This is a genomic window from Anaeromyxobacter sp. PSR-1, assembly GCF_000964525.1.
In the GTDB taxonomy this organism is placed as follows: Bacteria; Myxococcota; Myxococcia; order Myxococcales; family Anaeromyxobacteraceae; genus Anaeromyxobacter.
Genome location: NZ_BAZG01000141.1, coordinates 1 through 11,233 on the forward strand (window position 1 = coordinate 1; position 11,233 = coordinate 11,233).

11 protein-coding genes are annotated in these 11,233 nt (G+C 75.5%); 4 read left to right on the forward strand and 7 right to left on the reverse strand.

Annotated elements, in window-relative coordinates; all coding sequences use genetic code 11:
- The 3 genes from PSR1_RS17190 to PSR1_RS17200 form a co-directional block, all read right to left on the reverse strand.
- On the reverse strand, positions 1-848 hold an 848-nt coding region (locus PSR1_RS17190), incomplete at its 3' end, for a response regulator transcription factor (RefSeq protein ID WP_152643375.1).
- Between the two features lie 157 nt (positions 849-1,005).
- Entirely contained in the window at positions 1,006-1,821 is an 816-nt protein-coding gene (locus PSR1_RS17195; RefSeq protein WP_059438683.1) for a zf-HC2 domain-containing protein, read from the reverse strand.
- Positions 1,822-1,843: 22 nt separating this feature from the next.
- Positions 1,844-2,488, reverse strand: coding sequence for a sigma-70 family RNA polymerase sigma factor (locus PSR1_RS17200; RefSeq protein ID WP_012525537.1), 645 nt, complete (start codon positions 2,486-2,488; stop codon positions 1,844-1,846).
- A 305-nt stretch (positions 2,489-2,793) separates the two neighbouring features.
- Between PSR1_RS17200 and PSR1_RS17205 the strand changes: the two genes are divergently transcribed.
- Positions 2,794-4,134 carry a radical SAM protein gene (locus tag PSR1_RS17205; protein ID WP_059438690.1) on the forward strand — a complete coding sequence of 447 codons (1,341 nt, stop codon included), beginning with the start codon at positions 2,794-2,796 and terminating at the stop codon, positions 4,132-4,134.
- Complete coding sequence (locus PSR1_RS17210) at positions 4,131-5,333, forward strand: class I SAM-dependent rRNA methyltransferase (protein ID WP_059438684.1); 1,203 nt, start codon at positions 4,131-4,133, stop codon at positions 5,331-5,333. The genes PSR1_RS17205 and PSR1_RS17210 overlap by 4 nt, the downstream gene beginning before the upstream one ends.
- A gap of 102 nt (positions 5,334-5,435) precedes the next feature.
- On the opposite strand, the gene PSR1_RS17215 is transcribed toward PSR1_RS17210, so the two are convergent.
- From PSR1_RS17215 to PSR1_RS17225, 3 genes are all read right to left on the reverse strand, one after another.
- Positions 5,436-5,960, reverse strand: a complete 525-nt coding sequence (locus PSR1_RS17215) for a PAS domain-containing protein (RefSeq protein WP_059438691.1) — start codon at positions 5,958-5,960, stop codon at positions 5,436-5,438.
- A 146-nt stretch (positions 5,961-6,106) separates the two neighbouring features.
- A complete protein-coding gene (locus tag PSR1_RS17220) occupies positions 6,107-6,646 on the reverse strand; it encodes a hypothetical protein (RefSeq protein WP_193388378.1) in 540 nt (179 codons plus the stop codon).
- A gap of 77 nt (positions 6,647-6,723) precedes the next feature.
- A complete protein-coding gene (locus PSR1_RS17225) occupies positions 6,724-7,812 on the reverse strand; it encodes a type II CAAX endopeptidase family protein (protein ID WP_059438686.1) in 1,089 nt (362 codons plus the stop codon).
- 74 nt (positions 7,813-7,886) lie between these two features.
- Between PSR1_RS17225 and coaBC the strand changes: the two genes are divergently transcribed.
- Positions 7,887-9,104, forward strand: a complete 1,218-nt coding sequence (coaBC, locus tag PSR1_RS17230; RefSeq protein WP_059438687.1) for a bifunctional phosphopantothenoylcysteine decarboxylase/phosphopantothenate--cysteine ligase CoaBC — start codon at positions 7,887-7,889, stop codon at positions 9,102-9,104.
- Between the two features lie 165 nt (positions 9,105-9,269).
- Here the strand turns inward: coaBC and PSR1_RS17235 are convergent, their stop codons facing one another.
- The gene (locus tag PSR1_RS17235) at positions 9,270-10,214 is read right to left on the reverse strand and encodes a zinc dependent phospholipase C family protein (protein WP_059438688.1); all 945 of its coding nucleotides are present in this window, start codon (positions 10,212-10,214) and stop codon (positions 9,270-9,272) included.
- Positions 10,215-10,478: 264 nt separating this feature from the next.
- On the opposite strand from PSR1_RS17235, the gene PSR1_RS17240 reads away from it, so the two are divergent.
- Positions 10,479-11,135: a uracil-DNA glycosylase family protein gene (locus PSR1_RS17240; protein WP_237758101.1), complete on the forward strand. Its 657-nt coding sequence runs from the start codon at positions 10,479-10,481 to the stop codon at positions 11,133-11,135.
- Positions 11,136-11,233 lie beyond the last annotated feature (98 nt).

Below are 11,233 nucleotides of genomic sequence, written 5' to 3' on the forward strand. Positions count from 1 at the left end.
ATCCCCGCCGCGCGGAGCGCGTCGGCGCTCGCGCCGCGCACCGGCGGGCGCGCCGGCGCGGGCGGCTCGTCGGCGAGCGCGCCGAGCGCGGCGTCCGCGTCGAGCAGCGACAGGCCCGCGTCCGGATCGTCCGCGGCGTCCAGGCCCGCGGGGCCGGGGAGGTCGTCGGTCCCGTCGAGCAGCGACGGGTCGAGGGGGTCGTCCACCGCGGCGGGCCCGTCGCCGAGCCCGAGCGCCAGGTCGAGCGCGTCGCCCGGCCGCTCGGGGCGCGGCGCGGCGATGCCGTCGAACGCCTCGTCGAGCAGCGCCAGGTCGTCCCCGGCCGGCACGTCGCCGCCCGGCTCGTCCGGGAGCGCGTCGAGGTCGAGGGCGGGGAGGTCCGCCTCGGGGAGGTCCGAGACCGCCTCGAGCCCCACCTCCTCCTCGAGCGAGACGATCTCCTCGTCGGCCTCGAGCGGCTCCTCGCCCGCGTCGGGCAGCCCCACCAGCGCGCCGAGCTTCTCCACCAGCGCGGCGGCCGGGAACGGCTTCAGCAGGTACTCGTCGGCGCGGACCTTCAGCTTGCGGTGGTTCTCGAACGTCTCCTCGGTCGCCTCGGCGCTGGTGAGCACGAGCGGCGTCGCCTTCAGCGCGTCGTCCTTCTTGAGCTTCTGGCAGACGAGGTAGCCGCTCATCCCGGGCAGCTCGACGGAGAGCACCACGCCCGAGGGCGCCCACTCGCGGGCCAGCTCGATCCCGAGCTTCCCGTCGCCGGTGACGCGCACGTCGAAGCCGCTCGCCTCGAGCGTCTTCGAGAGCTCGGCGGCGAACGCGGCGTCGTTCTCGATGAGCAGGATCTTCTTGGGCATCAGGCGGACCCGGGCACGGGCGGGAGGGACGGCGCGCACGTCGCGCACCACGCGGAAAATGCTGGTGAATGTTACCCGCGGCGCGGGGCGAGGTCAAAACGGACGCCGGGGCCGCGGGTCGTCCCCGCGACCACACCGCCGGCGCCGCGATCGGCCGCTATCGGCCGCCGGCGGCTTCGGCCTGGGCGGCCTGGACGAGCTTGAACAGCGCGTCCTCGTCGAGGTCGGAGACGAGCGAGTAGACGATCTCGTCCTGGCGCCACACCGCGACGTTGTACCCGCGCGCGTTGACCACCCGGACGACCTGCGGACCCACCTTCACCTCGCGGCCGGGCGTGTCGAACCGGCGGTCCGGGTCGTCCACGATGAACAGGCCGGCCTGCCCGCGGGGGAGCTGGTAGCGCACGTAGGCCGCCGGCCACTCGCGAAGGTTGGAGAGCCGGGCGCCCTCGAGGCGGGCGACGGCGCCGGCGAAGTGCGGCAGGGCGGGGTGGAAGTCGAGCTTGCCCGCGAACCAGCCCGGCATGGCCGCCGCGTCCACCTCGAGCGGCAGCGCGCGGTGGTGCACCCGGATCGCGTCGTCCACCAGGGCGGTGTCGCCGCGGTGGCCCGCCAGCACCACCAGCACGCCCATGGCGCAGGCGGCCACGGCGGCGACGGGGACGGGCTGGAGCACGCGGCGCCAGAGCGGCCGGCGCTCGTGGGCGAGCGACGTCCGCACGCGCGCGCGGAGGTGCGGCGGCGCGCAGCCGGCGGCGGCGGGCGAGGCCATGGCCTCGCGGAGCTTGGCGCGGAGCGCGAGCCGGACGGCGCCCTGGCGGTCGGCCATGGCGCGGCACGGCGTGCAGGTGGCGAGGTGGGCCTCGGCCTCGGCGCGCTCGCGCTCACCGAACTCGCCGTCCAGGTAGACGTCGATCGATCGCTCGAGCTCGCGGCAGTCCATGGCGGCGGTGACGGTGGAGTCGATCCGCATTCGGGGCCCTCTGGCCGGGATCCTAGGCCGACTTGCCGCGGCGGCGCCGGTACGTCTCGAGGTCGATGCTCTCGCCGTCCTCGGACTCCGGGAGCTGGATCACCCCGGAGACCACGGCGTAGCTCGCCAGCGCCTTCTGCAACAGCCGGCGTCCACGGTACAGGCGGCTCATCACGGTGCCCACCGGGACGTCGAGGATCTCGGCGATCTCCTTGTACGAGAACTCCTGCAGGTCCGCGAGGATCACGACCATCCGGAAGTCGATGGGCAGCGAGTCCACCGCCTTCAGGACGTCGTCGGAGAGGAGCCGGTCGAAGAAGTACTGCTCCGGGTTGGCCGCGTACTCGGCCGCCTCGCGCGACACGAACCGCTCGTGCACGGCGTCGCGCTCCGACCCCTCGACGATGTTGCGCTCCTTCACCGACCGTCGATACCGGTTGATGAAGGTGTTGGTCAGGATCTTGAACAGCCACGCCTTGATGTTCGTGCCGCGCTCGAACTTGTCGAAGAAGCGGTAGGCGCGCAGGAACGTGTCCTGGACCAGGTCCTCGGCGTCGCGGTCGTTCTTGGTGAGCCGCAGCGCCGCCGAGTAGAGGGGGTCGATGTGCTTGAGCGCGAGCTCCTGGAACTCGTCGCGGGTCAGGTCGTTCTGTCGGAGGTCGAACATTTCGGGCTTGATCTCGATCTAATCCCGGACGACGCGCACCCGCTTCCGATTCAGGCCACTCGACCTGGGAAACGGCCCATCGGCCGGGGAGATTCCCGCGCGCCGTCCGTCCGGCCGGAGGACCGGAGGGGGAGAGGGCGAGCACGCGGAAAGGACTCGGGATTCCTAGCATCCCGGCGGCCGGGGCCGGAAGCCCCGGGCGCGGGAGCCGGCAGGGGGTCCGCGCGGCCCCGGCGCGGCGCACGCCGGCGTGGTAAGACCCTCGGCCCGCCGCCGCGCCCGCGCGGGTGAAGCGCACGACGCCCATGCCGAGACTCCTCTTCGCCGACGACCGGGGCACGGTCTACGACCACCCGACGCTGCTCGCGGCCGCGCGCAGCGGCGACGCGATCCTGCGCCCCGCGGAGCGCGCGCTCCCGCTGCCGGACGGCGCGACGCTGTGCCTGCTCCCGGGGCGGCGCCCCGTCGGCCTCGACCCGGAGACCGGCGCGCAGGTGGTGCTGCACGAGGTGAAGGTCGGGCGCCGGCGCATCGTTCCGCACGCGGTCGGGGCCACGCTGCCGCCGGGCTACACCCGCACGCTGCTGCCGGCCGCGGCCCGCCCGCCGCTCGCCACCGTGGACGAGGCGCCCACGCTCCCGCAGTGGGCCTACACCGCGGCCGGGCTGGGCGAGGACGGGCCGGTGGTGTGGGCGCTCCACACCGACCGCCGCTCGCACTGGGACCCGTCGCGCCACTCCACCCCGGACCTGCCGGCGAAGGTCGACGGGCTGGTCGCGACCGGCAACCCCATCTACCGCCAGCTGGCGCGGTGCGCGCTCGAGTGGCGCTGCTTCACCGCGCAGAACACGTTCTACGGCCGCGACGAGGGCGCCATCCCGTCGTCGGCCGCGTGCAACGCCGCCTGCGTGGGCTGCCTCTCCGAGCAGGACGAGGGGATGCCGCCGTCCTCGCACGAGCGGATCGCGCGGCCGCCCACCGCCGAGGAGATGGCCGACGTGGCGGTGCGCCACCTGGAGCGCGCCACCGGCCGCGTGATGGTCTCCTTCGGCCAGGGCTGCGAGGGCGAGCCGCTGCTGCGCTGGAAGGAGATCGAGAAGGCCATCCGGCTCATCCGCGCGCGGACCCGGCGCGGCACGCTGCACGCGAACACCAACGGCTCGCTGCCGGAGGCGCTGGCGCGGCTGATCGCGGCCGGGCTGGAGTCGGTGCGCATCTCGCTCAACAGCGCCTCGCCCGACCTCTACGCCGCCTACTACCGGCCCACCGGCTACGCGCTCGAGGACGTGGTGCGCGGCGTGCGCGCCGCGAAGGCGGGCGGCGCCTACGTGGCGCTCAACCTGCTCACCTTCCCCGGCGTCACCGACCGCGCCGGCGAGGCCGAGCGGCTCTGCCGCCTGGTGGCGGAGACCGGGGTGGACCAGGTGCAGACCCGGCCGCTCGCCATCGACCCGGACGTCTACATGGCCATCGCCCGCGACCGCGGCGCGCCCGGCGCGGCGCTGGGCATCCCGGCGCTGGTGCGCGCGCTGAAGCGGGCGCGGCCGGGGCTGGTGGTGGGCAACTTCTCCCGCGCGCGGGGCGAGCGGGGGGCGCGCGCGCGCCCGGCCTCGCCGGCCCGGCGCCGCCGCACGGAGGCGCGATGAAGGCCGAGGCCGAGCTGCCGCTGCGCAAGGACCTGGCGCGCCACCTGCGCGCCGGGCACCCCTGGGTGTTCCGCAAGGCGGTGGAGCGCGCGCCGGCGCGGTTGCCGGCGGGCACCATCGTGGACGTCACCGAGGACGGCCGCTTCGTGGCCCGCGGCTACTACGATCCGCACTCCGCCATCTCGGTCCGCATCCTCACCCGCGAGCCGGCCGAGGCCATCGACGCGGCCTTCTGGCGCCGGCGGGTGGCGCGGGCGGTGGCGCTGCGCCGCGAGCTGGTGCGCGACACGACCGGCTACCGGGTGGTGCACGGCGAGGGCGACGCGCTGCCCGGCGTGGTCGCCGATCGGTACGACCGCCACGTGGTGCTGAAGCTCTACTCGGCCGGCCTCACCCCGCACCGCGCCGAGATCGTCGAGGCGCTCCACGCCGAGCAGGAGGGCGTCGCCGGCGTGTTCGGCCGCGACGAGATCCCGCGCGACGACCAGGACGAGGGCGAGGGCGGCGGGGGCGGGCGCGTGCTGTGGGGCGCCGAGCCGCCGGAGCGGATCGCCATCGACGAGCACGGGATGAAGGTGCTGGTGGACGTGCGGCGCGGGCAGAAGACCGGCCACTTCCTCGACCAGCGCGAGAACCGGCGGATGGTCCGCGATCTGGCCCGCGGGCGGGCCGAGGCGCTCAACCTGTTCGGCTACACCGGCGGCTTCTCGGTGGCGGCCGCGCTGGGCGGCGCCGGGCACGTGGTCACGGTGGACGTGGACCGCGACGCCATCGCGCTCGCGCGCGAGAACTTCCGCGCCAACGGCCTCGACGCGGCCGACCACGCCTTCGCCGCCGAGGACTGCTTCGAGCTGCTCGCCCGCTACAAGCGCGAGGGGCGCCGCTTCGACCTGGTGGTGTGCGATCCGCCCGCGTTCGCGAAGTCGCAGAAGGCGGTGGAGGGCGCGCTGGCCGGCTACGCCTCGCTGAACCGGGCCGCGCTCGCCGTGCTCGCGCCGGGCGGGCTCCTCGTCACCGCGAGCTGCTCGGCGCGCGTCTCGGCGGAGCAGTTCGCCGACGCGGTGAAGGAGGCGGCCTACAAGGCGCGGGTGGACCTCGCGCTGGTGGCCGAGACGCGGCAGCCGCCGGATCACCCGGTCTCGCTGCAGTTCCGCGAGGGCCGCTACCTGAAGTGCATGGTGCTGCGGCGCGCCGGGTAGCCGCTCCGGCCGCTCCGCTCGTGGTGAGCCCGTCGAACCACGGGCGTCAGCGCGGGGCGGCCTCCTCACGCCGCTCGTGGTGAGCCCGTCGAACCACGAGCGTCAGCGCGGGGGCTGACGGTGGAGCGCCTCCGCGAGCGGGCCGGGCTCGTCGTCCAGCGTCACCTCCACGAAGCCCTGCGCCGGCCGCGCCGAGATGGTCACCGGGACGCGCCCGGCGTCGGTCTTCACCCAGGCGCGCGCGCCGGCGACGGAGTGGCCGGTCTCGTGCACCTCGTCCACGGTGCGGCGGATGGTGCACTCGCGGCAGTGCTCCGCCTTGCCGCAGCCGCCGGGGAGGCGCGAGCGGGAGCAGGCCATCGCCTCGCCGCAGCGCAGCCCGCGCAGCTCGGCGCGCGGCCGGTGCAGCACCTCCGCCAGCTGCTCGCTCGCGGCCACCACGCGCCCGCCGCCGTCCACCACCATCACCGGCACCGGCAGCAGGTCGAGGTACTCGCCCAGCTTCAGCCCGCCCCACAGCTTCGCGAAGTACGCGTCGCAGTCCGGGCACATGCCGTGGCTCACGCCGACGGCCTCCCCGGGCGACTCCCGCAGCAGCCGGTGACAGTAGGAGCAGACGACCTTCATGCCGATCTCCCGCGCGCGGCGCGGCTCGCGCGCCACCCCGGCAGCGTGCGGCCGCCGCCCCCGGGCGTCAACGCCCGGACGGAGCCGCGCGGCCGAGCGCCGCGGTGCGGCCGCGGCGTACATTCACGAAAGGTGATGCGACTGCGTCAGATCGCGTCGCCTGGCGCCGGGCCGGCGGGCTCGTCGCAGCCCTCCATCGCCTGCTCGAGCAGCGCCGCGAGGCGGCCTCGCCGCTGGGCCGCGAGCAGCGCGTCGAGCTCGTCCCAGCGGGCCTGCGGGCGGGCGCGCAGCAGCGAACGGTAGGCGCGGAGCACGCTCTCCACGCCCGCGGTCTGCACGGCCAGCCAGTCGTCCGCGCTGCGCGGGTGCTCGATCTGGTAGACGGCCATGCCGAACACCGACTGCACGTAGAGGATCTTCCCGAAGCGGCCGCCGTCGTCCTCGGCGAGCGGGTCGAGCGGGCCCGAGCAGCCGCGCACCTGGATGTCCGGGATCTCCACGATCCACTGCAGCAGCCAGCGGCGGTCGGCCGCGGCGCGGCGCGCGAGCGGCTCGCGCTCCAGGCGGCGGGTGACCTCGACCGCCTTGCGGCGCTCGGCCGGGGTGGAGGGGCCGCGCTCTCCCCGGGCGGGAGCGGCGGCGAGCAGCGCGGCGAGGCTGGCGGTGACGAGGAGGGTCCGGTTCACGCGGGTCTCCGGGGGAGGTCGAACCAAAGGATAACGGGCCGGGGCGGGCGGGACCGCATCGCAGCGGGGGGAAGGCCTCAAGGAGCAGGCACGGTGGGGGCCGGACCGGGCGGCGCCGCCGGGGGAGGGTGGCGCCCGCCCCCCAGCGCGACCACGAGCGCGAGCGCCGCGAGCAGCGTCATGCCGAGCGACGCGGTCGCCCAGACGCCCTGCGGCAGCCGCGCCAGCCGGAACCGGACGGACGGCTGCACCGGATCGCGCCGCTGCAGCGCGGCCGCGGCGGGCGGCGGCGGGGGCGTGGCGTTCCGGAACGCGCGCAGCAGCAGCGTCAGCGCCACGCCGCCGGCCACCAGCGTCGCGGCCATCTGCCCGGCGCTGGGCGAGGCGGCGGCCTCCTCCGCGCCCGCGCCGGCGCCGGCGAGCGCGGCCCCGGCCGCGAGCGCGTTGTTCATCGCGTGCGCGGCGACCGCGTTCCAGGTGTTGCCGCTGCGCAGCGCCAGCCAGCCGAACAGGAGCCCCTGCAGCAGGAGCGCGGGGAGGCGGACCGGGTCGAGGTGCAGGAGCGCGAAGAAGATCGTGCCCGCTGCCAGGCCCGCCGCCGGCCCGCGGCGGAGGGCCACGGTGCGCTGCAGGTACCCGCGGAACGCGACCTCCTCGCAGACCGGGGCGAGGAGCGCCGCCGCGGCCGCGATGGCGTACCGCTCCGGCCCCGGCGTGTCGAAGAGCCGGCCGACGTCGAACAGCTCGGTGATGCGCGGCGGGAGCACCTCCACCCACGCGAACATGAGCGCGTTCGCCACCAGGAACCCCGCCGCGCCGGCCAGCGCCGCGAGCGCCAGCGGGACGCCCGCCGGGCGGGCGAGGCCGAGGTAGGGGACCGGGCGCAGGTTCGAGCCGAGCGCGGCCGCGAACGCCGGCAGCAGGAACACGAACACCTCGCTCCAGGCCAGGCCCGCCGCCGGGTGGAGCTGCTGGGCCAGGATGCCGGGGCCGTACAGCAGCAGGACCACCGCGAAGAACGCGAGCCCGCTCTTGCGGAACGGCGCGGCCGCGGGCGCCGCGGGCCCGGGCTCGCCGGCCGGTGGCGGGGACGCCGGGGAGGGAAGGGGCGGCGGCGGGGGCAGGGCCGCATCGCCCTGCGACGGGCCGGGACGGGTGGGATCCACTCGGGCGGATGATAGCCGCGCCGGCCGCCGCGCGCGCGCCCTCGTCGGCGCCGGAACGCGGGTAAGATGCGCGCATGGACTTCCGCAACCGGACGGTGGTGGTGTGCGTGGGCGGCGGCATCGCCGCGTACAAGGCCTGCGACCTCACCAGACTCATCGTGAAGGGTCACGGCAAGGTGCGCGTCGCCATGACCCCGGCCGCGACCCGGTTCGTGGCCCCGCTCACCTTCCAGGCGCTGTCCGGCGCGCCGGTGCTCACCGACCTCTTCGAGCCGGCGGCGGACCTCACCTACGGCCACCTGGAGATGGCGCGCGTCGCCGACCTGGTGGTGGTGGCGCCCGCGACCGCCGACCTGATCGCGCGGATCCGCGCCGGCATGGCCGACGACGCGGTCACCACCGCGGTGCTCGCCGCCACCTGCCCGGTGCTCCTCGCCCCGGCCATGAACACGCGCATGTGGCGCAACGTCGCGGTGCAGGAGAACCTGGCCGCGCTGCGCGCGCGCGGGATGCACGTGGTCGGCCCCGCCGCTGGGCTGCTGGCCGACGGCGACGTGGGCGAGGGCCGGCTCGCCGAGCCGCAGGAGATCGCGCTCGCCGCCGCGCGGCTGCTGGGGCGCCAGGACCTGGCCGGGCGCAAGGTGCTCGTGACCGCCGGCCCGACCCGCGAGCCCATCGACCCGGTCCGCTTCGTGTCCAACCCGTCGTCCGGGAAGATGGGCTACGCGGTGGCGAGGGTGGCGGCCCGGCGGGGCGCGCAGGTGACGCTCGTCTCGGGCCCCACCGCGCTCGAGGACCCGCCCGGCGTCGAGGTGGTGCGCGTCGAGACCGCCGAGGAGATGGCGCGCGCCGTCGAGGCGGCCCAGGCGGAGATGGACCTGTTCGTGGGCGCGGCCGCGGTGTCGGACTACCGGCCCGCCGCGCCCGCCGCGCACAAGCTCAAGAAGAAGCCCGGCGACGAGACGCTGGTGCTCGCCCGCACGCCGGACATCCTGGCCGGGCTCGGCGAGCGCCACGCCGGCAAGCCGGGCGCGCCGGTGCTGGTGGGGTTCGCGGCGGAGACCGAGGAGGTCATCGCGCGCGCCCGCGAGAAGCTGAAGGGCAAGCGCTGCGACCTGGTGGTGGCGAACAAGGTCGGCGCCCCGGGCGCCGGCTTCGGCGGCGACACCAACCGCGTGGCGCTCGTCTCGGCCGCCGAGCTGGCCGAGATCGAGGGCACGAAGGACAAGGTGGCCGAGGCGATCCTCGACTGGATCCTGCCGGTGCTCGACGCGCGCCGGCCGCGGAGCTGATCGCTCGTCCTTCGACGGGCTCAGGACGAGCGGAAGGACCGGTCGGCTCCGGTCGCTCATCCCGAGCGTAGCGCGGCCCTTCGACTCCGGCGGGCCTCCGGCCCGCCTACGCTCAGGGTGAGCGGGGGGCTCGCGGCAGGGCCGCGCGGAGTCGAGGGAGCGGTCTCACGCGGCCAGCTTCGCGATCGACGGCGGCAGGATCAGCTTGCCGTGGATGCCGCGCCGGAAGCTGAGGCGCGTCTCCTCGGCGATGTCGGTCGCGTCGCGGAACGGGATCCGGTGGCGCGCGGTCCGCTCCTTCAGCTGCTTGCGGAGGTCGGTGGCGAGCCGGATGTTGCGCGCGCCGGTGGCGTCGGCCCGCGCGGCCTGGCTGCGCTCGCCCTCGGCGAGCAGCCCGAGGATGGCCTGCACCGCGAGCTCGTTCGTCTCGGTGACCAGATCGGGCTCGAGCACCAGGTTGCGCTCGCGCGCCAGCGCCAGCCGCGAGACGTGGTGGAAGCGGCCCATCCGCGCGCTCACCAGCAGCGACCGGAACAGCTGCCGCGAGACGCCGAACGGGATCACCGACGCGCCGGTCAGCGTGCGCGCCAGGAAGTCGTCGTGGCCGCGGATGGCGCGGGTGGACACCTGGCGCGCCAGCCGCGAGAGATCGCGGTCCATGCGCTGGTCGTAGCGCAGCTCCCAGTAGGCGTGGCGGGTGTTGGTCTTGTGGAACGAGGCGACCGTCTTGAACGGCACGAAGTAGTTGTGCGCGACCGTGTCGGCCGAGAGGTGCGCGAGGAAGCCGAGCGCGAAGGCCTGCTCGGCCCCGGGCTTCGCCTGCTTGAACACGTTGAAGCCCACGCGCCAGTTGTGACAGTGGTACAGGTAGCGGGCCATGTTCTTGCCCACCACGATGTCCGCCGCGAGGGAGCCGTAGAGGAACTCGTTGCCGAAGTCCTGCAGGACCAGGCGCAGCGAGGGCTGCGCCACCCCGAGGTTCGCGAGGGCCTGCGCCGAAAAGTTGAGGTGCGCCAGCGGCCCCCACGCCTGGGCGTCGGAGGGCCAGGCGAGGATGGCGACGGCGGCGGCGGCGAGGGTGGCGGGGAGGAGCAGGCGGAGCAGCTTCATCGGGGTTCGATTCTAGGTTTCGCGCGGCGGCGGTCGCAACGCGAGGTTCCTGTTTTTTCGAGGGGTCAGGTGGGCGAAGCGCGTTCAGGGGAGGCGGTGTCGGAGGTCGCGGCCGAGCTGGCGCGACACCTGCGCTGGCTGGAGGCGGCCGGCGTCCGGGAGGTTCCGAGGCCGTCGTTGCCCGTGGAACCGCCGGCGGCGGTCGCGCATGCCCGGCCGGCCGGGCGTGCGGCCGAGGGCAGCGCGCCGGTCGGCGCTGCCCCCGTGACCCACCCTCCTCCTGGTCAGCACACCCCGCCCGCGGGAACCCGGGAGGCGCCCTCCCGCCCGTCCGCCGCCGCGGAGAAGGGCTGCGGGAGCGAGGCGCTCGTCCAGGTCCGCGACGCGCTCGGCGACTGCCGCCGCTGCAAGCTCGCCGGCGGCCGCACCACGCTCGTGTTCGGGGTGGGGAACCCCCAGGCCGAGCTGGTGTTCGTGGGCGAGGGGCCGGGCGCGGACGAGGACCGCGAGGGCGAGCCGTTCGTCGGGAAGGCGGGCCAGCTCCTGACGAAGATGATCCAGGCGATGGGCTACCAGCGCGAGCAGGTCTACATCGCGAACGTGGTGAAGTGCCGCCCGCCCGGGAACCGCAACCCGGAGCCGGACGAGATCGAGGCGTGCGAGCCGTTCCTGCGCGCCCAGCTCGCCGCCATCCGGCCGCGCGTCGTCGTCGCGCTGGGCAAGTTCGCGGCGCAGACGCTCCTGCGGGACACGACCCCCATCACCCGGCTCCGCGGCCGCTGGCGCGAGTACGAAGGCATCCGGCTCATGCCGACGTTCCACCCCGCCTATCTCCTGCGCAGCCCCGAGGAGAAGAAGAAGGCGTGGGAGGACCTGCAGCTCGTCATGAAGGAGCTGGGCAAGCCGCCGCCCGGGAGGTGAGCATGCGCCACGGCGAGGTCGCCCGCGCCGCGAGATCCGCCGTTCCCCGCCGCGCCCGCGCCGCGCTGCCGCTCCTGTGCGCCGGGCTCCTCGCCGCC

Coding starts and splice junctions, on each gene's coding strand:
- PSR1_RS17195 (WP_059438683.1), bottom strand. CDS start 1,821: ATGCGGATCGACTCCACCGTCACCGCCGCCATGGACTGCCGCGAGCTC.
- PSR1_RS17200 (WP_012525537.1), bottom strand. CDS start 2,488: ATGTTCGACCTCCGACAGAACGACCTGACCCGCGACGAGTTCCAGGAG.
- PSR1_RS17205 (WP_059438690.1), top strand. CDS start 2,794: ATGCCGAGACTCCTCTTCGCCGACGACCGGGGCACGGTCTACGACCAC.
- PSR1_RS17210 (WP_059438684.1), top strand. CDS start 4,131: ATGAAGGCCGAGGCCGAGCTGCCGCTGCGCAAGGACCTGGCGCGCCAC.
- PSR1_RS17215 (WP_059438691.1), bottom strand. CDS start 5,960: ATGAAGGTCGTCTGCTCCTACTGTCACCGGCTGCTGCGGGAGTCGCCC.
- coaBC (WP_059438687.1), top strand. CDS start 7,887: ATGGACTTCCGCAACCGGACGGTGGTGGTGTGCGTGGGCGGCGGCATC.
- PSR1_RS17235 (WP_059438688.1), bottom strand. CDS start 10,214: ATGAAGCTGCTCCGCCTGCTCCTCCCCGCCACCCTCGCCGCCGCCGCC.